At 62.4% G+C, this 26,089-nt stretch carries 15 protein-coding genes; 8 read left to right on the top strand and 7 right to left on the bottom strand.

What is annotated here, in order from left to right:
• The first annotated feature begins 49 nt into the window (after nt 1–49).
• Entirely contained in the window at nt 50–967 is a 918-nt protein-coding gene (metR, locus tag C4J83_RS05740; RefSeq protein ID WP_057012200.1) for a transcriptional regulator MetR, read from the top strand.
• A 217-nt stretch (nt 968–1,184) separates the two neighbouring features.
• Here metR and C4J83_RS05730 read toward each other — a convergent pair whose 3' ends face one another.
• The 6 genes from C4J83_RS05730 to C4J83_RS05705 form a co-directional block, all read right to left on the bottom strand.
• Entirely contained in the window at nt 1,185–1,691 is a 507-nt protein-coding gene (locus tag C4J83_RS05730) for a GNAT family N-acetyltransferase (RefSeq protein ID WP_106579423.1), read from the bottom strand.
• A complete protein-coding gene (locus tag C4J83_RS05725) occupies nt 1,688–2,101 on the bottom strand; it encodes an NUDIX hydrolase (protein WP_124416533.1) in 414 nt (137 codons plus the stop codon). Before C4J83_RS05725 ends, C4J83_RS05730 begins: the two co-directional genes overlap by 4 nt.
• A gap of 47 nt (nt 2,102–2,148) precedes the next feature.
• On the bottom strand, nt 2,149–3,495 hold the full coding sequence (nosR, locus tag C4J83_RS05720) for a response regulator c-di-GMP phosphodiesterase, NosR family (protein ID WP_124416532.1): 1,347 nt from the start codon (nt 3,493–3,495) through the stop codon (nt 2,149–2,151).
• A 168-nt stretch (nt 3,496–3,663) separates the two neighbouring features.
• Nucleotides 3,664–3,936: a type B 50S ribosomal protein L31 gene (locus tag C4J83_RS05715; protein WP_106579426.1), complete on the bottom strand. Its 273-nt coding sequence runs from the start codon at nt 3,934–3,936 to the stop codon at nt 3,664–3,666.
• A 100-nt stretch (nt 3,937–4,036) separates the two neighbouring features.
• Nucleotides 4,037–5,362, bottom strand: coding sequence for an APC family permease (locus tag C4J83_RS05710; RefSeq protein WP_106579427.1), 1,326 nt, complete (start codon nt 5,360–5,362; stop codon nt 4,037–4,039).
• A 153-nt stretch (nt 5,363–5,515) separates the two neighbouring features.
• On the bottom strand, nt 5,516–6,337 hold the full coding sequence (locus C4J83_RS05705; RefSeq protein ID WP_124416531.1) for a carbon-nitrogen hydrolase family protein: 822 nt from the start codon (nt 6,335–6,337) through the stop codon (nt 5,516–5,518).
• 93 nt (nt 6,338–6,430) lie between these two features.
• On the opposite strand from C4J83_RS05705, the gene C4J83_RS05700 reads away from it, so the two are divergent.
• The 4 genes from C4J83_RS05700 (at nt 6,431) to C4J83_RS05685 (ending at nt 10,461) form a co-directional block, all read left to right on the top strand.
• Nucleotides 6,431–7,195 carry a helix-turn-helix transcriptional regulator gene (locus C4J83_RS05700; RefSeq protein WP_106579429.1) on the top strand — a complete coding sequence of 255 codons (765 nt, stop codon included), beginning with the start codon at nt 6,431–6,433 and terminating at the stop codon, nt 7,193–7,195.
• Between the two features lie 27 nt (nt 7,196–7,222).
• Nucleotides 7,223–8,842 (top strand): FMN-binding glutamate synthase family protein, encoded by a 1,620-nt coding sequence (locus C4J83_RS05695; RefSeq protein WP_106579430.1) that lies wholly within the window; start codon nt 7,223–7,225, stop codon nt 8,840–8,842.
• Nucleotides 8,843–8,907: 65 nt separating this feature from the next.
• Complete coding sequence (locus tag C4J83_RS05690) at nt 8,908–9,204, top strand: cupin domain-containing protein (RefSeq protein ID WP_124416530.1); 297 nt, start codon at nt 8,908–8,910, stop codon at nt 9,202–9,204.
• A gap of 132 nt (nt 9,205–9,336) precedes the next feature.
• Nucleotides 9,337–10,461, top strand: a complete 1,125-nt coding sequence (locus C4J83_RS05685; RefSeq protein ID WP_124416529.1) for an OpgC family protein — start codon at nt 9,337–9,339, stop codon at nt 10,459–10,461.
• 46 nt (nt 10,462–10,507) lie between these two features.
• Here the strand turns inward: C4J83_RS05685 and C4J83_RS05680 are convergent, their stop codons facing one another.
• A complete protein-coding gene (locus tag C4J83_RS05680; RefSeq protein WP_106579433.1) occupies nt 10,508–11,920 on the bottom strand; it encodes an amino acid permease in 1,413 nt (470 codons plus the stop codon).
• A 454-nt stretch (nt 11,921–12,374) separates the two neighbouring features.
• Here C4J83_RS05680 and C4J83_RS05675 point away from each other — a divergent pair, with 454 nt between their 5' ends.
• The 3 genes from C4J83_RS05675 to C4J83_RS05665 all read left to right on the top strand — a co-directional run bounded on the left by C4J83_RS05675 (nt 12,375) and on the right by C4J83_RS05665 (nt 26,053).
• Nucleotides 12,375–17,708, top strand: coding sequence for a hypothetical protein (locus tag C4J83_RS05675; RefSeq protein WP_124416528.1), 5,334 nt, complete (start codon nt 12,375–12,377; stop codon nt 17,706–17,708).
• 89 nt (nt 17,709–17,797) lie between these two features.
• Complete coding sequence (locus C4J83_RS05670; protein WP_124416527.1) at nt 17,798–20,887, top strand: transglycosylase domain-containing protein; 3,090 nt, start codon at nt 17,798–17,800, stop codon at nt 20,885–20,887.
• A gap of 150 nt (nt 20,888–21,037) precedes the next feature.
• The gene (locus C4J83_RS05665) at nt 21,038–26,053 is read left to right on the top strand and encodes a dermonecrotic toxin domain-containing protein (RefSeq protein ID WP_124416526.1); all 5,016 of its coding nucleotides are present in this window, start codon (nt 21,038–21,040) and stop codon (nt 26,051–26,053) included.
• Nucleotides 26,054–26,089: the final 36 nt, after the last annotated feature.

Raw genomic sequence — 26,089 nt, 5'->3', positions numbered from 1 at the left:
CAAACTCACGCCATTGCCGTTTTTCACAAATCGTCTTCATGGAGAGCCCGTGCTCGAAATCCGTCACCTCAAGACCCTGCACGCCTTGCGCGAAGCCGACAGCCTGGTCGAAGCCGCCGAGCGCCTGCACCTGACGCAGTCGGCGCTGTCCCATCAGTTTAAAGAGCTGGAAGAGCGCTTGGGCATGCAGCTGTTCGTGCGCAAGACCAAGCCACTGCGCTTTACCAGCGCCGGTCTGCGTTTGCTGCAACTGGCCGACGCCACCCTGCCCTTGCTGCGCGGCGCCGAGCGCGATATTGCGCGTCTCGCCGGCGGCACCGCCGGGCGTTTGCACATGGCCATTGAGTGCCACAGTTGCTTCCAGTGGCTGATGCCGACCATCGACCAGTTCCGCGATGCCTGGCCGGAAGTCGAGCTGGACCTGGCCTCCGGCTTCGCCTTCGCGCCACTGCCGGCGCTGGCGCGGGGCGACCTGGACCTGGTGGTGACTTCCGACCCGCTGGAATTGCCGGGCATCACCTACGTGCCGCTGTTCACATACGAAGCCATGCTGGCCGTGGCCAACCAGCACGCACTGGCGAACAAATCGTACATCGTGCCCGAAGATTTGCTCACCGAGACCCTGATCACCTACCCGGTGGAACGCGATCGGCTGGACATTTTCACGCGCTTTTTAGAGCCGGCCGACGTGGAACCGGCCCAGGTGCGCACCTCGGAACTCACGGTCATGATGATGCAGCTGGTGGCCAGCGGCCGTGGTGTGTGCGGCATGCCGCATTGGGCGCTGCATGAGTACAGCTCGCGCGGTTACGTGAAGGCCAAACGGTTGGGCGAGAAAGGGCTGTTCGCAACGTTGTATGCGGGGATTCGTGCAGACATGCTGGACGCGCCGTACATGCGCGACTTTCTGCTGACGGCCAAGGACACGTCGTTTTCCACGCTCGATGGCGTCAGCGCCGTTCGCTGAACGACACAGATTAAAAATGTGGAAGCTGGCTTGCCTGCGATGCAGACGACGCGGTCTGACTGCAGCACCGAGGCGATGTTATCGCAGGCAAGCCAGCTCCCACATTGGATTGAGTTCCCACCTGGGATAGCAGACGACGCGGTCTGGCTGCAGCACCGAGGCGATGTTATCGCAGGCAAGCCAGCTCCCACATGGGATTGAGTTCCCACCTGGGATTTCAGTCGACCTTGAGTTCACGCCACATGTGGATCTTGTCGAAATAATCCTCGCCCACCCGCACCGCCAGTGGCTCCAGGCCGTACTGGATGAAGCCGCAGCGCTGGTACAACGCGAAGGCGGCGTCGTTGCCAGCGGTGACGGTCAGCTGAATCAGTGTGAGGTGCGGATGTTCACGCGCCTCGGCGAGCGCCGCCTCCACCAACTGGCGGCCCAGGCCTCGGTGCTGGTACGCCCGGTTCACGTACATGCCGAACAAGGTCACCTTATGGCGCGCTTTCTCACGCGGCTCGAACGCCAGGCCGACAATGCCCACCAATGCGTCCCCCTCAAAAGCCCCGAGCAGCCGATCCAGCGGGCTGTCGACGCGCTTTTCCCACCAGCTCAAGGGCATCAGCGCGCGCTCCGCCACGCTGGAGGTGAACGCCTGCGGATAAGCGCCGTACGCCTCAAGCATCAACGCCCGATAAGCCTCGGCGTCGTTGGCGCCAAGTGAACGAATCATCATGCGTCGCAGGTCAGCGATGCGCGGTAAAACGGCAGGATCACGTCGCGCGTCAACGGCGCCAGTTGCAGGCCACCGTCACCGGCAGGGTCGATCCAGCGCACTTCTTCGATTTCGGCCGCGGGCGTCACCGCTACGTCGATGTGCACCTGGAACAGCTCGGCGTCCACGGTGAACCCAGGCTCATTGGCGGCGGGGGCCGAGAAGTGGCCAAGATAGACAGCCTGGCTTGGCTCGATGCGCAGGTCGAGTTCCTCAAACAGCTCACGGGCCAGGGCTTGGGCCGGTTGTTCGCCGGCGTCGATCTTGCCGCCCGGTTGCATGAACGCCTGGGTGCCGCGCTTGCGCACCAGCAGGGTTCGGCCGTCGCTGCCAATCAACAGCGCAGCGGCGATGCGGATAGTGGATGTCATGTAAAAACTGCCTCGAATGCAAAGGCGCAAGGATCACAGATAGCGCGTTATTCGCAAAGCAATCCTTCATGCCGCTCTTTGATAAACACGCTGTACCTGGCACCTTCCATGGTCTCAAAGGCAATCAACTTGTCCACCAGCGGCAGGTTCAGCACCTTGCCGGCGTTGAGCAACAACATGCCGTTATCGGCGTTGAGGTTGCGCGCCAGCACCATGCCCTCCTCCAGCTCGCGGGCGCCCAGCACCCTGACACTGGGGTCGCCCAGGGTCACGTCATTGAGGTACGTGGCGCAGACTGAAACAAAACTTTCCACCATGTCGGGGTCGTAAAGGCGACCGGCGTATTTGCGGATATAGAGCAGCGCTTCGTCGCTGTTCATCTGGCGTTCGAGGATCAGGCCCTTTTGCAGCTCGATAAAGTCCACCGCCAGTTTCAACAGGCGCGAACCTGCGGGAATCGCGTCACCCTTGAGGTGATCGGGAAAACCGCTGCCGTCCCAGCGTTCCTGATGATGGCGGATAAGCCGCGCTGCGTCTTTCATCGGTTCCAGAGTCATCAGCAACGATTCGCTTTGGGTGGCGTAAGCGCGATAACGCTCACGGTCGCTGCTGTGCAACAGGTCTGAAGGCGAGGCCATCATGCTGTCGCTCCAGCTCAATTTGCCGATGTTGTAGAGCGCGGCAGCCATGGTCAGGTCGCGGTTACTGGCCTCATCTACGCCATGGGCCACACACCAGGTGCGCACCAATTCGATGATTTGCCGGTTGGTTTGCTTGGCGCGCGGTAAGCGCAGGTTGGCCAACAACGAGAACACCTCGGTGCCCGTGGCGTAGCTGTGTTTGAGCTCTTCGTAGGCCAGGTCGAGCATATCGGCGGTTTGCTGCAATTCACTGGTGCGAGAGGCAACACGTTTTTCCAATGTGGCGTTGAGCTGCTTGAGTTCATCGTTCTGCGCCTGGATCAGCAGCTCCAGGCGCCCACGCTCGCGCTCCGAATGCTGATGGGCCAAGGATTGACGCAGGGCCAGCAGCAGTTCTTCATCGTTCCAGGGCTTGCTCAGGTAACGGTAGATCTGGCCTTCGTTAATGGCTCTGACGATCAGCGTCAGGTCGGTCTCGCCGGTCAGCAGAATGCGCACCGTGTGCGGGTGGTGTTGGTGGATGTGCGCCAGCAACGAGGCACCATCCATGTCCGGCAGACGCGCGGCGCTCATCACCAGGTCAATGGGTTGAGTGGCGAGAATGCCCAGGGCATCAGCGGCGCAGGTGGCGCTGTGCAGTTCGAAGGGCTCCAGGCTGAGCAATCGCTTGAGGCTGTGCAAAACGTCCGGGTGGGCGTCGATCAACAGCAGCACTGGACGGTTGGCATCGATAAAGGTCACTGACTCTCCCATGGGACACCTCGGATCGTCGATCTGCGTTCCTTACGGTCTGGGACAATGCCTCCTGGCGATTACCCGGTAGTTTAGTTGGTTTTTACCAGGTGATGGCCTTGCGATATCAACGCATAAAAAAAGCCGCTCCAAATGCTGGAGCGGCCTTTGAGGTGAAACGTGAATCCCTCACGCCTCGGCGTTTTTCGGGCTGGTGCCAAACGACGCAAAACGCTTGTTGAACCCGGCAATCCGGCCTTCGACCTGAGTCTTGCGTTGCTGGCCGGTGTAGATCGGGTGCGAGGCGCTGGAGACGTCCAACGGAATGTAAGGGTACGTGTTGCCATCGCTATGTGTGTGGGTGCGATCACTGTCGGCCGTGGAGCCGATCAGGAAGAACACGTCGGCGGCGGTGTCGTGGAACAGCACGGTGCGGTAGTCGGGATGGATACCAGTTTTCATAGTGCCTCCGGGGCGTTTGAGTGCAATCAATGTGTTACACAGTAACACAAATCATGCACCCAAACGAGAACCGATTGCAATAAGGATAGACCTGTGGCGTCTATGCAGCTTCCTGAAAGTCCATTTCCGGCGGCTGTTGCGAGAAGCCGCGCGTCAGGAACCCCAGGTAAACCAGGCCGATCGCCAACCACACCACGCCCAGGTAAATCGCCAGATGATCGAGGCTGACCATCAGCCACACGTCCGCCGCGAGGCCGATGGCCGGGAACAGCAGGAACAACATCAACTCACGCACGCCACGCGCTTTCGCGCCGATCCAGTAGTGAAAGATCACCGACAGGTTCACCAGGCTGAACGCCAGGAATGCACCGAAGTTGATGAACGAGGTGGAGGTGGTCACATCCAGCTTCAATGCCAGCAACGCCACAACCGCACACAACAGGATGCTGTTGACCGGCGTGCCGAAGCGCGCATGCAAGGTGCCAAAGAACGACTTGGGCAACACGCCGTCGCGCCCCATCGCGAACAACAAGCGCGAACCGCTGGCCTGGGCCGACAGCCCCGAGGCGAACTGGCCGACGATCAAGCCGATCAGGAAGATCGACACAAACAGGTCACCGCCGACATTGCGCGCAATTTCATAGGCCGCCGAATCCACATCGGCAAACTCGAACGACGGATGCGCGATCTGCACGAAATACGACACGCCAACGAAGATCAACCCGCCGATCAAGGTGATCAGCATGATCGCCCGCGGAATGGTCCGGCGTGGGTCGCGGGTTTCTTCAGTCAAGGTACTGACCGCGTCAAAGCCCAGGAACGAATAGCAGGCAATAGCCGCCCCGCTCATGATCAGCGGCATGTGCATCTGGCCGTTGAAGAACGGCGCGACGGTCCACAGCGGCTTGCTCGCGTCGCCCCCGATGTAATGGATGCACAGCGCGACAAACGCAATCAGCACCAGAAACTGCACCAACATCAGCAGCGCATTAATGCCGTTGGCCAGTTTCAGACCGATGATATTGATCGCCGTGGTGACGCCGATAAACGCCAGCACCCAGATCCATTGCGGCACCGCAGGGAATGCCGAATGCAGGTACGCCGCCCCGATCAACCAGATGGCCATGGGCAAGAACAGGTAGTCGAGCAACACCGCCCAACCGGCGATAAAGCCCAGTTTCGGGCTGATCGCCTTGCGCACGTAGCTGTAGGCGGAACCGGCCACCGGAAAGGCCGACGCCATGCGCCCGTAACTCATGGCGGTAAAGAACATCGCCACCAGGGCGGCCAGGTAAGCGGCCGGCACCATGCCGCCAGTGGATTGCGCGAGGATGCCGAAGGTGCCGAGCACAATGATCGGCGTCATATAGGCGATGCCAAACAGCACCACCGACCCTAACGACAGGGTGCGTTGCAAACGAGCCATGAGCGATTCTCCGCTGATTTATTAGATTTATGGCAGAACTGAAGTCGGTGAAGCGGATGTCATTTTTCTTATGATCAATCGTATTTACTGTGGCGAGCGATGCTTGATGTGGCGAGCGGGCTTGCCACAACAGCCCGCTCGCCATAGGAATTCTCAGGGTTTAGGAATCAGCAGTTCACGCGTCCCATCCGTGCGCTCGATCACCTCACCCGGCAATTTCAAGCGCTGGTCGTCGAGGTAGCGGTAGTCCTTGCGAGCCGCCACCAATTGGTCAAGGTCCAGCTCGACGGTAAATTGTCCTTCCTCGCGCCCGGCTTCGAACAGCAGCGTGCCAATCGGGTCGACCAGGGCACTGCCGCCGGCGAACAACAGGCCGCCATCGCCTTCTTCCACCCGATTGACCATCAGTGCAAACGCCTGGTTTTCCTGGGCGCGCGCCATGATCGCGGTGCGGTGCGTGGGACCGTAAGGGTCCATGTTGCCGTTGGTGACAATCAGCAGTTCGGCGCCCAGTTGCGCGTTGGCGCGGGCGGTTTCCGGGAACTCGATGTCGTAGCAGATCAACAGGCCGACACGCACACCGTTCCACAAGCAAGTGGCATAGCGGTCACCGGGCGTGAACACGCCGCGATCCGAGGCCCACAGGTGGGTCTTGCGATACCGCAGGGCAATGCCTTCGGGGGTGATCAGCAACGTGGTGTTATAGAATTGGCCGGCGTCGCTCTCGGCCATGCCGATCACCACGGCGATATTGCCTGCGCGAGCCGCCTCGATAACGGCCTGCACGGTCGGGCCATCCACCGGCTCGGCGATGTCGGCGACGGTCTCGGCTGACGGGAAGCCCATCAGATGGGTTTCCGGAAATACGATCAGTTGCGTGTCGGCGGCGCAGGCAGCAATTGCCGCCAAGGCGCGCTCAAGGTTGTAAGCTGTGCCGTTATCACGACCTGCCAACTGGGCAAATTCGACCTTCATGGGAAGTCCTGTTGTTTTATCTGTGGCGCAGTATGCGCAGCCGCACCCGTCGGGGAAATCACGCCGCCGGGGTAACCCTATGGGGGTAGACGAATGACAGTCTCGCTACAAGACATCGCCTGGCACCGTTCGGTGGGGCAAATGATAGACGCCCTCGACCAGGCCAACTTCTGGACCCAGCTCGTGCGCTTGCTGGACAACTACGTGCCGTTCGACAGCTGGGTGGTATTGCTGTTCAGCAGCGCGCACCGCCCGCTGGTGTTCGCCGAATGCCCGGGCGTCGACGGCACGCCGGACCAGTTGTTCCAGGACTACCTCAACGGCCTGTACCTGCTCGACCCCTTCTATATCGCCAGCCGCGAACACTCGCGCACCGGCCTGTTTCGCCTGGCCGAAGTCGCGCCGGAGCACTTTGAACTCACCGAGTACTACCAGCGCTACTTCCGCCTGAACGTGGTGGCCGATGAAATCCAATTTAATTGCCAGTTGGCGGATGGGCGTACCCTGTGCCTGTCCCTGGGCTCGAAACAGCGTTTTGACCCGCAGCAGATCGCTTTGCTGTCGCTGATCCAGCCTTGGGTGCTGAGCCTGCTGCGCCAGCGCCTGCCCTTTGAACTCAAGCAGGTCAGCGCACCGCAGCCGCCGATTCAGAATGATGACTGGGGCGCGCAACTCACCGCCCGCGAGCTGGATGTGGGCCGCTTGATGCTCAGCGGTTGCTCCAGCAAGGAAATCGCTCGTAAGCTGGAAATCTCTGTTGAAACCGTGAAAGTCCATAAGAAACACATGTACAGCAAGCTAGGGATCAAATCCCAGTCGGAGCTGTTCTCGATCTTTCTACAGGCGCAAAACGCCTAGCCGATGAGTGAACCCAAGGAAAACCGTATGAGCCTGTCGTTACTAAGCCGTTACGCCTTCTTTGCCGTGTGCGTCATTTTTACCCTCGCCAGCCTCCCCTTTATCGAACATGAATGGCTGTGGCCAATCACCGTGGTCACCGGCGTGCTCAGCTTGATCGGTCTGTTCGATCTGCTGCAAAGCCCCCACGCGGTGCGCCGCAACTACCCGATCCTGGGCAATATCCGTTACCTAGTGGAGGCCATCCGCCCGGAAATCCGCCAGTACCTGCTCGAATCCGACAGCGACGCGCTGCCCTTCTCACGCGCGCAACGCTCACTGGTTTACTCGCGCGCCAAGAACGAAACCGCCGACAAACCCTTCGGCACCCTGATCGACGTGTATCAATCGGGCTTCGAATTCATCGGCCACTCCATGCGCCCTGCGCCGTTGAGTGACCCGAGCGCGTTTCGCGTGATGGTCGGCGGCCCGCAGTGCAAGCAGCCGTACTCGGCGTCGGTGTTCAATATCTCGGCCATGAGCTTCGGCTCGTTGAGCGCCAACGCCATTCGCGCATTGAACCAGGGCGCCAAGCTCGGCAACTTTGCCCACGACACCGGCGAAGGCAGCATCAGCCCTTACCACCGCGAAAACGGCGGCGACCTGACCTGGGAACTGGGCAGTGGCTACTTCGGCTGCCGCACCAGCGATGGCCGCTTCGACCCGGAACGCTTCGCCGCGCAGGCGCAGAACCCGCAAGTACGCATGATCGAAATCAAGATGAGCCAGGGCGCAAAACCCGGCCATGGCGGGATCCTGCCCAAGCACAAGGTCACCAAGGAAATTGCCGAGACGCGCGGCATCATGATGGGCGAAGACTGCATCTCGCCGTCGCGCCACAGCGCGTTTTCCACGCCGATTGAAATGATGCAGTTCATCGCCCAACTGCGCGAACTGTCCGGCGGCAAACCGGTGGGCTTCAAGTTTTGCCTGGGCCACCCGTGGGAGTTCATGGGCATCGCCAAGGCCATGCTCGAAACCGGCATCCTCCCGGACTTTATCGTGGTCGACGGCAAGGAAGGCGGCACCGGCGCCGCGCCGGTGGAGTTCACCGACCATATCGGTGTGCCGCTGCGTGAAGGTCTGCTGTTTGTGCACAACACGCTGGTAGGCCTCAATCTGCGCGACAAGATCAAGCTCGGCGCCAGCGGCAAGATCGTCAGCGCGTTCGATATCGCCAGCGTCCTGGCCATCGGCGCCGACTGGGCCAACTCCGCGCGCGGCTTCATGTTTGCCATCGGCTGCATCCAGTCGCAGAGCTGCCACACCAACAAATGCCCGACCGGCGTCGCCACCCAGGACCCGCTGCGCCAACGTGCGCTGGTGGTCCCGGACAAAGCCCAGCGCGTGTTCAACTTCCACCGCAACACCCTCAAGGCCTTGGCGGAAATGCTCGCCGCAGCCGGTCTGGATCATCCCTCGCAGCTGTCGGCCAAGCACCTGGTGCGACGCATGTCGGCGACTGAAATCAAACTGTTCTCGCAACTGCATGTGTTCCTCAAGCCCGGTGAACTGCTCACCGGTGAAGTGAACGGCGAGTTCTATTCGCGCATGTGGCAGATGGCACGCGCGGACAGTTTTGAGCCGAATGAGCTGGTAGCCGCGTAACCCGATGAAAACTATTCACTGCTGAACCGGACCACCGACGGCATCGTTGAAACCAGGAGATTCACATGCCCTTACTCGACTTCGCCGCCCTCGCCGGGCAACTGCCTGACAGCTGGAAATCCACGCGCCTGGGCCAGGTAGGCCCGGCGCGGATCAAGGTGTTGCGCATGGATGAGCAGGCCTACGAGGCAGAAACCCACGCTTACAACGAAGGCCTGCTGGTGATCAACGGGCTGCTGCGCTTGAGCATCGGTGACGAGGAAATCCGCGTGGAAGCCGGCCAGATGTACCTCGTCCAAGCCGGTATCGCCCACGCGGTCCTTGCCGGTAGCCAAGGCACGTTGGTGATCATTGATGTCTAGAGACATTCAGTAATACCCAGCCTTTGCAATTGCTTATAAATACCGCCAACCTGCGCCCGCCCGACGTGCGGCGTGCGACAACGTTGCCGTGCACCTGTCATTACTAAACTATTTGTTCAAGAGCCCGCTGCCATGCTGAACGGACGCGACCCGCGCATCGATTTTTTTCGGGGCCTGGCGTTGATCTTCATTTTCTGGGATCACGTCCCCCACAATCCCCTCGGCCAGATCACCCTGCGCAATATCGGGTTCAGCGACGCGGCTGAAGTCTTCGTGTTCCTTGCCGGCTACGCCTCGGTGCTGGCGTACGGCAAGGTCCTGCAGCGCGAAGGCTACTGGATGGCCTGCTTGAAGATCCTGCGGCGCACGTGGGTGCTGTACGTGGTGCACATCTTCCTGCTGGCAATGCTGATGGGCATTGTGTTCTTCGCCAACAGCCATGTCGAAACCCGCGACCTGGTCGAAGAGATGGGCCTGACGCATTTTGTCACCCATCCTCAGCAAGCGCTGGTGGACGAATTGCTGTTGCGCTTCAAGCCGAACCTGATGGACCCGCTGCCCCTGTATATCGTGCTGTTGGCGGGCTTGCCGCTGGTACTGCCACTGCTGCTGCGCAAGACCTGGGCGGTGGTCGCGGTGTCGATGGCGGTGTACCTGCTGGCGCCGCACCTGGGCTGGAACCTGGCCGCCATTGCTGACGGCGTGTGGTACTTCAACCCGGTCACCTGGCAGTTTCTGTTTGTGCTGGGTGGCGCGGCGGCCATTCACGGGCAACAACCCCGCGCACAGGATAATCGGCCACTGCTGCGCCAGCCGTTGTTCGTCACGGCGGCGGTCTACGCGCTGGCGGCGGGTGTGCTCACCCTCGCCTGGCGTTGGCCTGAGGTGCACGATGCATTGATGCCAGCGGCCTTGAGCGAACTGCTCTACCCGATCAGCAAGACCGACTTGTCACCGGTGCGACTGTTGCACTTCCTGGCGCTGGCCTACGTCACCGCCAAACTGTTGCCTGGGCGTGCCTGGACACAAAATTGGCTGGCCCGGCAGACCTGCCGGATGGGGCGTTATTCGTTGGAAGTATTCTGCCTGGGCGTCTTACTGGCGCCGTTGGCGGACATGCTCAACGCCCTGGCTGGCGATGCCTTCACCATGCAAATCGTCACCGCACTGGTCGGCGCCGCCCTGATGGCCGCGCTGGGCGCCTGGCTGGAATTCAACCAACGCCTGAGCCAATCGCCTCGCGTGGCCACCGCCTGAAAAACAAAAAGCCCGATCCCGGGGCTTTTTGTTGTGCGCCTGAACGTCAGGCTTGAGCACGCGCCGCAGCCTGGGTGGGCTGCAACTTGAACACGTAGAACAGCACTGTCAGCAGCACCAGGAACACCGGGCCGACATACAGCGCGACACGCGTGTCCGGGAAGTACGCCATCAGCCCTACCACCAGCACCAGGAACGCCAGCGCCAGGTACGAACTGACCGGGTACAGCCACATGCGGTACTTGAGGCCGGCTGCCTCGGCCGGGCTCAGGCTTTTACGGAACTTGAGCTGAGCCAGCAGGATCATCAGCCAGGTCCAGATCGCGCCGAAGGTGGCGATGGACGTCACCCAGACGAAGACTTTCTCGGGAACCATGTAGTTGAGCAACACGCCCAGCAGCAGCACGAAAATCGACAGCAGCAGCGCCTTGCGCGGCACGCCATTGCTTGAGGTGGTGCCGAAGGCGGCCGGGGCCTGACCGTTCTGCGCCAGGCTGTAGAGCATGCGGCCGGTGCTGAAGATGCCGCCGTTGCAGGAGGACAACGCAGCCGTGATCACCACAAAGTTGATGATGCCGGCGGCGGTCTTGATGCCCAGTCGCTCGAAGGTCATCACGAACGGGCTGCCCTGAGTGCCGATTTCATTCCATGGGTAGATCGACAGAATCACGAACAACGCCCCCACGTAGAACAGCAGGATGCGCCAGAACACCGAGCCGATGGCGCTCGGGATAGTCTTCTGCGGGTTCTTCGCTTCACCGGCGGTAAGGCCGATCATTTCCACGCCCAGGTACGCGAACATCACCATTTGCAGGGACATCAATACGCCGGTCACGCCATTGGGCATGAAGCCGCCGTGGGCCCACAGGTTGGAAATCCCCAGTGCCACGCCGTCGTTGCCAAAGCCGAACGCGATGATGCCGACGCCGCCGATTACCATGGCAATGATCGTGACGATCTTGATCAGCGCGAACCAGAACTCGAACTCACCGAATGCCTTGACCGCAATCAGGTTGATCGTGCCCATGCTGACCAGCGCCGCCAGTGCCCAGATCCAGCGCGGCACATCGGGAAACCAGACGCCCATGTAGACGGCAACGGCGGTGATTTCTGCCACGCAGGTCACCAACCACAGGAACCAGTAATTCCAGCCGGTAAGAAAGCCCGCCAGCGGGCCGAGGTAGTCCTGGGCGTAACGGCTGAACGAACCGGCGACGGGGTTATGCACCGCCATTTCGCCGAGCGCGCGCATGATCACCAGGATCGCCAGGCCGCCAATGATGTAGGAGAGCATGATCGCCGGACCGGCCATTTCGATGGCCTTGGCGGAACCCAGGAACAGGCCGACACCGATACAGGCGCCGAGGGCCATCAGGCGAATATGCCGTTCGCCCAGTTCACGTTTCAGCGGGCCGCCCTGAGCGGTCTCGCCATGGGGCAGGTGATTGCCAACTGGCATAGGGGTACAACCTCGTCTTGTTATTGGATATGAACCACCGAGCGTTGCGCACGCCAAGCCGGTAAGCCGGGGGCGCACTTCAACCAGGCCTGTTTCGTGGACAGGCACGTCCGGCAGCGCACAGCCTGCGGGATCGGCGGGGGTGCAGTATAAAAAGCCGACACTAGGGTCTTTCACTCTAAAAATGACTAAATTCAGCGATAAGTCTGGGTAAATGAGCCTTTTACAAGGAAGCATTACCTGCCTTTACGCATTTATCAGGTCATCGCGAGGGCAGCGAGTATTGCACAGTGATGGTGCAGCGTCATGCCTGGGCCGACGCCCTCCGCCCGTCAACGAAGGCTCTGGCCCAAGGCTTCGAGCTCGGCCACAGGTAAATCGGAACTGTCACGATCCCCCTGCCAACGGCACTCCCTCAGGATGAGGGAACAGCCTCCATGCACAGGGAAAATCAATGGACACGCCTACCGAACGACTCGAGCAGGGCCGCACCCGACGCCAGGAGGGTGATCAGCACATGGTCACTGCCCTGATCAATCATTTGAATGGCACCAGCGCCGCGCCGCTGCTGCTACCGCCCCATTCTTCGCCAGGTTGCTGGCTGCAACTCTGGCGCCAGGCCATTAACCGCCCGCGCTTCATCGCCTGGGCCCGGCAACGGAACATCGACCTCGCCAGCCTGACCCTGGCCAATGGCACCCTCACAGACCAGACCCAAAAAACCTGGACCCTGTGGGACGACGCGCAAGGGTGCGCCCTGGCCCTTCCCCTCCTGACCATCGCCGACATCCTGGACCCAGCGGCCAGCGGCCTGCCGTACGGGCCGATGACTGCCGGCGAGAACACGCTGCAATTGCCCGCCAGCCAAGTGCTGCGGTTCTACGGTTACCCTCAGCCGCAGACCCGGGGCCAGCGAATGATCGTCATCCAGGCCCTCGATCAACTCAACCCTTTCGCCAGCGCCAGTCCAACGCTGGCGCGTGATTTCGAACGGCTGAACCAAGACCTGCTGCAGCTGGCCTACAGCCTGGAGGCTGCCGCGAGCGAAGCGGGTTTCAACCCACAAACCGCTCACCGCAACAGGCTGACCCTCGACTCCGGCTCTTTTGCAGCCAACGCCCAACAAGCCGGCGCAGCGCTGCTGGGTTACATCACCCGTCATCAAGACTTCCTGGCGCTGGAGCCGGTTCAAGGCCTGCAGCCCGGCCACTACACATTCGATCCCGACACCCGCCAGCTCATCGGCCAGCGTGCAAATGGCGCACAGGTGGCACTCGGCATCGAATGGCTGTTGCCGCTGCCACTGGCAGGCCGTCTCGAACAACTGGTCAGTGTGGCGCAACAGCTCGGCACCTCTGTTCACCAAAGCGGCCAGTTCAGCGTGGCGCAGTTGCTGCAGTGTCATGACCTGGCGGTGCCCGCCACGTCAGACGCGGCCAGGGCGCTGAGCCTGCGCTTGCGCGCGTCGCAGCCCCTGCACGTGCCGCCCGTCTGCGACTTCGCCGAGGCCGATATTGCGCTCATGCAGCAACTGCACTGGCAGCGTCTGGACCATGACCGCGACCATGCCGCGACGGCTTTGCGCACGCTGCTCGAGGGCAAAGCCGCTGACGCCGTGATTGCCACGCACTCGACGTTGCTGCAGGCCTGGGCCGGCGACGCCCATTTGCATCCGGCGCTCGCACCTGCGCCGCGCACCGAGGCGCGCAGCCTCGCCCAGCATCTACAAGGCCACGGTCTGGCCGTTCCGCGTACCGCCGGCGACGCCCTGGGTACGCTGCAAATCCTCGAAATGACCCTGCCGCGCAGCACTCAACACGCTGACTATCGACAGGGTTTGCCGTTAACGCCCGACCAGCGTGAGGCCGTGCGAACGCGGGTCAACGCCTGGCTGCCGCGCACGAGCAGCAGGCTGTTGGAGTATCTGGCGGGGCCGTTGTTGACCGAGCTGTCCCGAACCGCGATTCGCACCCAGGCCGACCGGTTGCTCAAGCTCATGCTCAGGCGCCCTCCTGCCCGGCAACTGGGCCGACGGTTGCTGGAGGCACTGGGCGGGTACGGCCAGCATCCACACGAACACACCAACAGCGCCAGCCTTGAAAACCTGGTGCTGGCCGCGCTGATGATCGAGCTTGATCCGCTGCCGGATGAACAGCGTTACGTCGTCGCGGGGTTCAACCTCGCCCAAAGCAGCCAATGGGGCCGTTCCCACGCGGCCCTGCGTGAAGACCTGGAACTGCACCTGATACGCAGCGCCGTCGTCTCGGCTGAGGCCACGCCGCTGGCGGCCCACCTGCTGCTCGCAGGGGCAGCACCGGAGTTTCTGGTGCGGGAACTGCCGGACACGTTGCGCTTCATGACCTCCACCCAGTGGCTGGTGTTCAGCCAAGGCGTGGCGATGGCGCAGAGGATCGCGCCCGGCTCACCGCAGCAACTGAGCTACAACGATGTCATCGCCTTGGCGTCACGGGAGGACACCTCGCCCGAGCAGCAACAATGGCGCGAATACACCGCAACCCAAGGCCTGCTCGATTGGGCTGTCGCCCAGGGTGAACTGACGCAACAGGCCGACGGACGCTACCCGATCGGCGCGATCAACGCGGCGAAAGCCCGACTGCAGGCGCGCCTGGAGGCACTGAAAAGTGCCTTCATGACGTTCGCCAGCGACCCTCCGACGCGCCGGTCGGTGGCGTTCGATGACCTGCGAAACGTCTTCCCGGGCCACCCCCGCATCAATACGCCCGACCTGCGCTGGGCGTTGGCGTCGCGCTTGCAACTGAACCTCGGCCTGGCGTCCAGCGGCCCGCCGCGTTGGCACAACGTGCCTTACCTCAGCCAGCACTCCCTCGTGGACTTGCACAGCCAGGGCTGGCTGCAGCCTTTTTCGCGCCACTGGGCGTCGGTTCACCCACACCTGGACCTGAACCTGATGCGCAGCGCGTTCAGCCGCCTGGGGCATGTGAATACGCTGTTCGAGGCCGCCTTCGACGCCCACATTGACCGCCTTAAACAGGCGTACGCCACCACCCTTCAGGACCTGCTGGCACAATTACCGCTGGCCGAGCGTGCCCGGCTGCCCATCGGCAAGCTGCAATTGCTGGTGCTGAGCAAAGAGGCCACCAAGGCCGAAACCCTGGAAACCCGCGAGGAAAAAAGAGCCCGCGTCGGGCGCTTCGGCATCATCCTGCGCTGCACCCTGCCCCACGCCACCCACGATTACGAGTTGTTCCCACTGCTCAACCGCCTGCATAAACGCAGCGGCCCCGCCCTGGTGTTTGACCTGGGCGGCAAGCCCCTGTCGGTTACCACCGGCCGACCAGGCTCGGTTCAACCCGTCAGTGTCTTGCACACCGGCAATCCACTGGCCATCGACTGGCAAGCCTACGAAACCGGCAGCGCGCCGCGGCCGAACGTGTTCTCCACGGTGGTCGTCGAGCAGCTATGGCAGCAGGGCCCTACACCCGCCGAAACCGCCACCCCGCGGTTCGGTTCGGCGATCCTGCGCAGCATCACCCAGGCCATCGTCGAGCGGCATTTTTTCCTCGACGTCGAAGCTGCGCGACAACAGGCGCGCGGCGCGTCCGCCGAAGAGGGCTTCGAACACCACCACGACGCGTTGACCCAACGCCTCAAAATCCTGGTGCCGTTGTGGTCGTGCGGCCAGGACATCGCCTCGGGCGACCCCCACCGCATGACGTATGGCAGCTACCAGTGCCTGCTCGACCTGTTCGGCCTGCTGATGCCCGCCCGCGCCTACTCGTCGGCCGGCCTGGCGGTACTGAAAAGCACCGCACCGCTGCCAATAAAACTGCTGCAACTGAGCAAATTGAGCACGAACCTGCTGCAGACAACCCTCAACCCGCTCGACCTTACTCCCACACTCGCCAGGTTGGCCCGTAATGGCCTGATCGCTCTGGGCAAGGCCGCGTGGCACACCCTGAGGGAAGCCATCGAGCAAGCACAACGCTGGACCGCCAACACGCCGTTGCGCGAGTACGTGCGCTGGCTGTCCAGGGCCGACATCGGCATCGGTGCCGTACTGGGTGGGAGCGACTTTTCGCGCATTGTCGCGATAATGCGCGAAAGGCAGTGGTACGCCTTCGACCCTTTCAGCGCGCGGCCCTATGGGCCACCGCTGCCCAACTTTCGCCTGGACAGCGCCCTGAGCGTGACACCGGTGCACTGCGTCAACGGTTACCAGGCGCGCGTCACCGAGCGGCTGTTTGACACCCCGCCATTGCTCATTCCTCGCGCCACCGCCACGGATTTACTGGTTGACGGCAAGGTCATGCGCCTTGAACACAGTGCACCGACCCACCTGGACGACCTGGCATCGCCTGCTCATTTTCGCGTCGAACACCATTTCGACACCCGCTGCACGCCCACCCGAAGCAAACGCAACGCGCCCCCATTCATTTGCTTCACCAAAAGGCTCTCTGCGTTTAACCACTCCATTCATCAACGCCGCGTGCAAGCGCTGGAGCATATCCGGATCATTCCCGCGCCCAGTCAGGACGGTGCGAAGCAGCGACTGGTGTATCACCACACCGTTTACGAAGTCAGCCGTGACGAAGTTGCCTTTGAGCTGACCCAGGTCCCGGCACCGCCCCTGATCTATCGCCGTCGCACGCTGGGCACGCTTTTCGACGAACCGCAATTCGGATTGCCCGACGACCAACTGGACAACCTGCTGGGCCATGAAACCCGGGTGGTGGAACTGCAAGGTATCGCCGAAGGCATTGATGACACGCGCGTCATGCGGGCCATGGTGTTCGAACTCTCCCGGCCTGGGCCGATCCCGGGCCCACGCTGGGTTGTCGAGGCCGACACCGGTGTGTTCTTTGAAGTTATCCAGACCGCCAACCCGCCTGAACTGGTCTTCGATTACCTGGACTTCAGCCAGGGCGGCGAAGCCGCGCGGCTGATCCACGCTTTCTGCGATTACAAGCGCGATTACCTGGACATTGCCGAACTCATGCCCACGCAACCGCTGGTGGCACTGCCGACGCTGGAGGTGCTGTACCGGCAACTGGCAGCCCGCGGTTTTTCTGACGGCACCCTGGCAAGGCTGCGCCATACCGCCAGTACCCTGACCCCCCTCAAACAACGGGAATTATTGTTGAACGCGTCCAGCCAGGGACAGCGTCTGGATGTGCATGTCGCCGCCAAACCCTTGCAGCTGGACATATGGCCGCCACGCCCGGTGGTAGCCGGCGGCCCCAGCGCCGCGCAGATCAACGAGTACCTCGCGCAGAAGGCCCACGCCAGCACGCTGGCGTTGGTCGAAAGAACCGGAGTCGGCGCCGCCAACCTCGTTACCGATGCCGTTGACGACCTGGCGCGGTTGCGGATCGCAGCGCCTGTGGTGCTGTGGCAATACACCCTGGTCGGGCAGCCCGACTACACCGAGATCATCCTCAAGACCGGGGCCGGCAATTGCGACCAGATGGCCCATGTCGCCCATGAACTGATCCGCACCAACGGCGGCGTCTCGCAGATATGGGGCTCACGTCCGCCTACCCATGCCTTTGTGGTGGTCGGCAAAACGCCGTCAAGCCTGGTCGAGACCCAGGACTTCACGGAGGACGACTGGCAGGGTCTGTGGATCTGCGACCCCTGGGCCAGGATTGCCTGCCCGGCAAACCAGTACCTGAACGCGTTCAACGAACGGGTGCGTGACTGGTCCGGCCAGCACATGTCGGTGTACTACAAGGGCCAATGGGAGCGAATCGAAAACTCCAACTGGCTGGCGGACTGGAAACGCGGCCTGAAACTTTCATGGCGCTAGGCAGCCCGCACACAAAATCTTCACGGCGCATCACCAGCGACTAAGCTTGAACCAAGTCCGATCAATCTGCGTGAATGGATCAATCGACTATGGGCGCTTTATGGCAGACCGATTCGAAACCCGCTGTGGTCCAGACCGACAGTGCGGATCCACCGCCATTGCCACAAAGCCCCCGCTCTCGACGCCTGTGGTGGCGGCTGATGGGGCTGGTGCTGATGCTTGCGTTGGTGGCCCTGGGGTGGGCCGCCAGTCGGGAAATACGCACCTCGCGCCTGCAGGCTGAACACCTGAGCCCTTTTGCCGCATCACTGAGCTACCGGGTGGAACCTGGCGCGAGTGATGCGATGGTGTATCCCGGCGAGGGTCCTTTTGACCGGCGCCTGGGCTACAGCGCGCTGAATGAGTTCTTGCCACGCCTGCTCAAACGCAACTACGTGATCCAGGCACAGTCGCGGTTTTCCCCGGCGCTGATGAGCTACGCCGAGCACGGCCTGTTCGTGCCCTACGCCGAAAAGGTCCAGGCCGGCCTGACCATCACCGACTGCCGCGCGGCGCCGCTGTACGCCTTCAGTTACCCACAGCAACTCTATGCCAGCTTTGCCTCCATTCCACCGCTGGTGGTGCAGAGCCTGTTGTTTATTGAAGACCGCGACCTGCTGGACCCCAAGCGTCCGATGGCCAACCCGGCGGTGGACTGGCCGCGCTTTGCCAAGGCCGCCTGGTCGCAGGTGGCCAAACTGCTGCATCTGCCAGGGCAAACCGCCGGCGGCAGCACCCTGGCCACCCAGCTCGAAAAGTATCGCCATTCGCCCGACGGCCTGACGCTGTCCGGTGGCGAAAAAATCCGCCAGATGATGTCTGCCAGCGTCCGCGCCTACCAACCGGGGCCGCAGACCCTGGACAGCCGGCAGAACATCGTGCGCGACTACCTCAATAGCGTGCCGCTGTCGGCGGTGCCGGGCCATGGTGAGGTGCACGGCATGGCTGAAGGTCTACGCGTGTGGTACGGCGCCGACTTCAACCAGAGCAATGCGCTGTTGAGTGGTAACGCGCCCAAGGACCTTCCAGCAAAAGGCCTGGCGCTGCGCGAAGTGCTGTCGCTGATGATTGCCCAGCGCCGCCCTTCGCATTATCTGACCAAGGGCCGCGATGAGCTGGCGCAATTGACCGACAGCCATATCCGCCTGCTGGCACAGAACAACGTGATCGATCCGGCGCTGGCCAAGGCCGCCCTCGCCAGCCATGTCACTTACCGCGACTGGCAGCAACAACCGACGCTCCAGCCGGTGGAAACCAACAAGGCGATCAACGTTGCACGCAGTCGCCTTGCCAGCCTGCTCAACCGTCCGCTGTATGACCTCGATCGCCTCGACCTGTCGGCCACGAGCACGCTGCAATACGACCTGCAAACCCAGGCCACCGACTATCTCAAGCACCTGGCCGACCCCGCTTTCGCAGGGCAAATGGGCCTGCTCGGCCCGCGCTTGCTCACCCCGCAAAGCACGCCGCAAGTGCGCTACAGCTTCACCCTGTTCGAACTGACGCCCGACGGTGCACGGGTGCGGGTGCAAACCGACAACACCGACCAACCCTTCGATATCAACGAAGGCAGCAAGCTGGAACTGGGCTCCACCGCCAAGCTGCGCGTGCTGACCACCTACCTGCAAATCATCACCGAGCTGCATGATCGCTACCGCGCGCAAACACCAGCCGAGTTGAAAAAAGTCGAGGTTCCCGAACAGGACCCACTGTCACGCTGGGCGCTGGACTACCTGATCCAGAACCCTGACCGCGACCTGTCGAAGATGCTTGACGCGGCCCTCAACCGCACCTATTCGGCCAGCCCCGGCGAAGCGTTTTTCACCGGCGGCGGCTTGCATCACTTCCACAATTTTCGCAATGAAGACAATGGCCGCAGCCCGACCCTGCGCGATGCGCTGCGCGAGTCGATCAACCTGCCGTTCATTCGCCTGATGCGCGACCTGGTGCGCTACACTACCTACTCCGGCGAAGACAACAGCGCGCGCTTGCTCAAAGATGACAACGATCCGCGCCGTCAGGAATACCTGGCCAAGTTCGCCGACCACGAAGGCACCGCGTTCCTGCTCAAGTTCTGGAAAAAGTACCGCAACAAAGACACGCAGACGCGCCTCGACACCTTTATGGATGGCCTGCACCCCACCGCGATTCGCCTGGCTGCCGTGCACCGCTACTTGCTGCCGCAGGCCAGCCAGGAGAGCTTCAACCGTTTTGTGCGCTCCCATCTGAAGAACCCCAAGACCCCCGAAAAGCTCACGGACGAGCGTCTCCAAAAGCTCTACCAAAGCTACGGCCCCGGCGCCTACGACCTGCCGGACCAAGGCTACATTGCCAAGGTGCACCCGCTCGACCTGTGGCTGCTGGGCTATCTGCTCAACCACCCCGATGCGACCTTCGGCGAGATCGTCAAGGCCAGCGAATTCGAACGCCAGGAAGTCTACAGCTGGCTGTTCAAGAGCCGGCACCAGAGCGCGCGCGACAGCCGCATCCGCACCATGCTGGAGATCGAAGCGTTCCTGGAAATCCATCAGCGCTGGCAGGCTGTCGGCTACCCGTTCGACCACCTGGTACCGTCGCTGGCGACCGCCATCGGCAGCTCCGGCGACCGCCCCGCCGCCCTCGCCGAACTGATGGGGATCATCCTCAACGATGGCGTGCGCATTCCGGTGCTGCGCATCGACAGCCTGCATTTTGCCGCCGGCACGCCGTATGAAACGCTCGTGATCAACGACCCCAACCGCGGCAAGCGCGTGATGCCCAGCGAAGTCGCCACGGCGCTGCGCGGTGCACTGTCGCAGGTGGTGGATGCGGGCACGGCGAAACGCGTGGCCGGCAGTTTCAAACTGGCCGATGGCGCGCCGCTGGCCATGGGCGGCAAGACCGGCACCGGCGACAACCGCATCGAAGCCATGGGCGCGGGTGGGCGCATCCTCAGCTCCAAATCGATCAACCGCACCGCAACGTTTGTGTTCTACATCGGCGAGCATCACTTCGGCACGCTGACCGCCTTCGTCCCTGGAGCCTCGGCCGAGCATTTCACCTTCACGTCGGCTTTGCCCGTGCAAGTGCTCAAAGGCATGGCGCCGATCCTCACGCCGTACCTGCAGCCGGGCACGCAGACGCTGTGCGTGGCGCGCTGAATCCAGGGTGTCAGTTATGTATTTTTCACCCTCGAATTGTTGACCGTTAAGCGCCTTAAAACCCGCGTAAGCCACTATTTTTAAAGCTTATTTTAGCCTCGACGCGTGAATAGACTCAGGGAGTCTCCACTCTCTGTTCAGGTTCACACCATGCCTACCGATTCCTGCGCCCTGCCGTTCCAGGGCCGTCATTTCGAGTTGATCCAGAACGCATTGCCCGCTTGGGTAAAGGGCACCACAGCGGCGCGAATTGGCGCGCTCAAACGCCAGGGTCTTCCATCTGCGGCGCCTTACCCCGATACCTCGCCGGCGCAGCACGTGTCACTCAAGCGCGCCGTGGCTGACCATTGGCACGCCCAGGCGCCGCTGGACAAACGCCTGGGCCCGCTCAACGACTTGCGCGCCTTTGCCGAGCCGCTGCTCAAGCGAGCGCTGTTCACGCACTACGGCGAGGTCGATGTGCGCAACACCTGGCTGCGGGTGTACGTAGACGGCTCCAATGCCTGGTGGGTGATTGACGTCAGCCGAGGCGTACAGAGCAAAACCCTGTCGTTGCTGGACATGGCCCTGCATAACTTCGCCGCCGGCGACACCTTCGTCGACCACGCCTTCCTGGGCCCGGAAGACGCCCGTGGGCAGCGCGACAGCCTGTCGATACGGGGCCGGCCCGGTGGGCCGCTACTCACGGCGCAGCGCTTCAAGGCCGTGTGTCGGTCCCTGGACATCGGCGGCCTTTACCAGGCCCGCCTTCAAGCCGCGCTGGGGTTCGATCAGCCGGCGCTGGCCCGCACCGTGCGCGACGAAGTGGTCAGCCAGCTCAAGGCGGATTTGCGCAGCAGTGCCCATCTGGGCTTGCACAGCGGTCATCTGGCAAACGACGCCCATCACGCGTTGCTGAGGTTCATCGCCACGCCGCTCGGCCTGTCACTCGATGGCCACACCTTGAAGTGTCACACCCTGAGCCTGGCAGGCTGCCAACTGAGCGGGATTGTGCTGTTCGCCACGCCTGCAGAGCAGGGCTCCGCCCGTGGGCGGCTGATTGCCTGGGTGCCCCAGGACCCCGAGCATCCGCTCAAGCAGTACCCTTCGCCGATTGCCTTCGTCGAAGAGCTGACGCGTCAATTGCACAGCGGCCCGGCGTATCAGGCGTTTTTCAGTCAATTTGTGGCGCACGCCGAGCGCGGCGTGTTTTTCTCGCGGTTGCAGTCGCGTGCACACCTGCCATTGCGCCTGCTGGACATTGACCGGGATTACCCCAACCGCGCCGCCGACCCGGCGCGAGACGACCCGTGGAACTACCTGCACCGGGTCAAGCTCAACAAGATCGTCAACGACGCCCGCGAGCTGGCGGTATCCACTGCCTACGTCGACCGGCTGGCCCGCTGGGCCTGGTGGGACAACCTCGAGCAGATACTCTCGGACGTCCTCAATGCGGCCTTGCTGGTGGTCACTCCTTTTGTGCCGGTGGTGGGCCAATTGATGCTGGCCTACAGCGCCTATCAACTGTGCGACGACGTGTTTGAAGGCCTCCTCGATTGGGCCCAGGGCAATGCACAGGAGGCTGGCGAGCATGTGTTGGGAGTGGCTGAAAACCTGATTCAGCTCGCCTTGTTTGCCGGTGCGGGAAAAATCGGCGAGGTCGCGCGCCTCAAACTGTCGGCGTTCGTCGAAGGCCTGCACCCGGTGCAACAGGCTGACGGCACGCTCAAACTGTGGAACCCGGACCTTGCACCCTACGCCCAATCCAGCACCCAGGGGCCCACGGACAAAACCCTGTTGCCGCTGGAGGACCGGCATTATCACGTGCGCCACGATGCCAGGGCCGACGAGCACCGCGTGGTGCACCCGACGCGTGAACAGGCGTATCAGCCCTGGGTGAGGTTCAATGCCGACGGCGCGTTTTTGCACGAGGGCGAACAGCCGCAACGCTGGGACAGCCAGACCCTGATGCGCCGAATTGGCCCGCGCGTACAAGACTTCAGCGACCAGCAACTGGCCGACTTGCGCATCGCCAGCGGCACCGATGAGGACGTGCTGCGCGCGATGCACCTCTACAACCAGCCGCTGCCGCCGCTGTTGGCCGCCAGCCTTGGCCGCCTTGGAGCCCAGCGCTATCCCGAAGCCATCAGTCGTAAGGTTCGTGCAGGCGCGCCGCTGCCAAACGGGCCTTCATCGGATTGGTTCCCACAGCTCATCACCGAGCTGCCCGGCTGGCCACAGGACCACGCCCTGAAGGTGTGCCTCAATGATGATCTGTCCGGACCGGCGCTTACCTTCGGCAACGTTAACGCGACCCAGGCCAGGACGCTGACCTTGAGCCTGTCTCAGACGCTGTCCGGGACCCTGCCTGAACAGGTGCTGGCTTTTCTCGACGACGCCGCGCTACGCAACATGCTCAACGGCGATGTCCCCAAGGACCTTCGGCTCACCACCCTGCGCGATCAATTGGCCGACCGGGTGCTCAGCAACGCCCCCGAGATTGCCGACAAGGTCTACAAGACCCGGGAAATCACCGACAAGCCGAGCCTTGCAACCCTGCGCAAGCCCTTCGAGTACCTGGACTCCAACGCCGCCATTGCCCTGCTCTGCAGCGCCACCGGCGAAGAACGCCAGGCGCTCGCCCAACGACAACTGCCGCTGCGCCTGCATAACCAGGCGCGTGAATTGGGGTTTGCCAACCAATCGGTGCTGGCCTTTCAAGGGTTTGACTGGCCTTCGCCGCTGCCGACCCCGACCGAGAGACTGGTGCTCAACACCTTGAAGGTTCACAGCGACACGTTTGCTCGGTTGCGCATCGAAATCCGCGAACAGGCGGTAACCGGTCGCGTGCTGTGTGAGGCCGGGCCGGCGACAGCCGAGACCACACGCGTGCTGATTCGCAAGGCGCGCGGTTATGCGGTACTCGACCCGACGACTTCACGGCCGTCAGCGCTCATCGACCTTTACGAGGCGATCCTGCAAGCCCTGCCCGCTGACCGGCGCGACGCATTGGGTGTGCAAACGGGCGAAGGTGAAACGCTCAAGCAATGGCTCAAACAGCGCGTGGCGTCCATGGCCGAGCGCCGCAAAGTCCTCGCGCAACCGCCCGTGCCGATGGTCCAGGGCCGCGAAACCAGCCGCCTGCTGGGTGGGCCGGCGGCCAGCCGCTGCTCCGCGTCACCCGCGCGAACCCACACCGAGCACGCCCGGCAAACCCTGCAACTGTTGTTCCCAGGCTTGAGCGAAGCGCGCATGAACCGATTTCTGCAGGAGATTCCCCAGGCACAACTGCGCACTACCCTGAACACGCTGGTGGTGGAAAAACAGCAACTGCATGTGGACCTGATGAACTGGCAGAACTCCGTCATCCTCGGCATCACCGACGCCGCCGATAATCACGAAGTACGGGTGTCCAGAAAGCACCTGGCCCACCTGATCATGCGCTGCTGGGGTGACCGGTTTGCTGAATACACGGACGGCCGCGGCGCTGTCCAGCAAGGCGCCGCACTCAACTTCAAGGGCTTGCGCCTGCCGCCCAGGCTCCCCACGCTGAGCGCCAGTTTCGAACACGTGACATTTCTGGACGCCAGCCAGTGCGGCTTCGGCGAGCGCCACAGTGACTTCCTCAAGCACTTCCCTTCCTTGCGTGGCCTCAACCTGGCTGACAATCGCCTCACGCAGGTGCCTCAGGCGCTGGAACAGATGCGTTTTCTCAAGGCGTTAAAACTGGCAGGCAATAGACTTGCACTGACGACGGACGACGTGGCGCGGTTAAAAAAAATGCGGCGCCTGAAGAGCCTCGACTTGAGCAACAACCCATTGACGCTGGCGCCCGACATCAGCCATATGCCCGGGTTGCGCCTGCTTTACCTGAGCGGCACGCACCTGGCTACCTGGCCCGAAGGGTTGTTCGCACACCCGCGCAATGACGCCTTTGTACTCGACCTGCGCGGCACCCGGATCAACCGCCTGCCCGAGGTCGCAGCCGGTTCCCCGCAGGGCAGAGTGGTGGCCCGCGCACGCCTGGATCGGCGCACCCTGAGGGACGAGCAACGCCTGCGCTATGAAGATTTGCGCATGGCCGCAGGCCTTGATCCCAACCGCACGTATGAGCCGCTTGGTCACAACGCGTTCTGGATGCAGGGCCTGCAAGGCGCCGACCTTCAGGACGCTCAAGCCCTGTGGCAAGCGGTGGAGCAGGAACAGGGTTCCCAGGGCTTTTTTGAAGTCATTGAAGCGCTGGAGATCGAGGGCATTTTTGAAACTGACGCCGATCGCCAACGCTACACCGTCAACCGCCCACTGCTGACCCAGCAGGTATGGCGCCTGCTGTGGGCGGCCTATGACGATACCGAGCTGCGTGAGCGCCTGTTCAAGATGGCCAGTTTTCCCGGCCTGTGCCCGGATGCCGGGGCGCAGATTTTCAATGAAATGGGGATCGAGGTCATGGTCAGCGAGATCCGCCGGGATACCGCAACCGCCGCCGAGCTGGAAAGCTGCCTCGTCACGCTGGCCAAAGGCAGCGCCCACCTCAAACAACTGGCGAAGGCCGTGGGCCAGGAAATCGCCCGACGCCTGCGCCCGGTGGCCGAGGGCGGGCTTGGGCAGCGGTTCAGATCGCAAGTGCGCGACGGGGTGCCCGGCGAGGTTGATGAGGTGGACATTCACCTGGCCTACCAAACCGCCCTCGCCAGCCGTCTTGACCTGCCCTGGCTGAATGATCACATGCTTTACCGGGTCAACGCGGCGGTCAGCGCCGTCCAGATCGAGCAAGCCTACAGCGCGGTGCTGGCGCTGGATGAAGGCGACGGACTGGTCAACCAGATGCTGCTCGAACCCTGGTGGGAACAGCACCTGCGTGACACTTACGACAGCCAGTACCGTGACAACGAGCGTGAGTACGGCGAGCGCTTCCTGGCGCTGGATGATCTGCAAACAGCGCAGGCGCAATGGGCCAATGCCCAGGCGTTGCCGGAGCCCGAACGCGAGCGCCTGCGCGCATCGCTCAAGCAATTGGCCGAGGCGGTGCAGGTGCCCGAAAGCGTGGTGTTCACCGACGACCCCTTGGACGACGCGCACTACAACCGCCTGCTCAACGACCTGGGCTACAACGAACAGGAATGGATGCGCCGTCTGACGCGCCGGGCGCTCAACGAGGCGACGGGGCGCCGCAACCGTTCCCGATGAGAAAGGTGGCGGCGGCGCGAAGAGGTTTTTCTCGCC

Origin of the sequence: Pseudomonas sp. LBUM920 (assembly GCF_003852315.1) — a bacterium.
Classification (GTDB): Bacteria; Pseudomonadota; Gammaproteobacteria; order Pseudomonadales; family Pseudomonadaceae; genus Aquipseudomonas.
The sequence above is the reverse complement of the archived record's forward strand: the minus strand, read 5'-3'. Positions and strand labels throughout refer to the sequence as shown.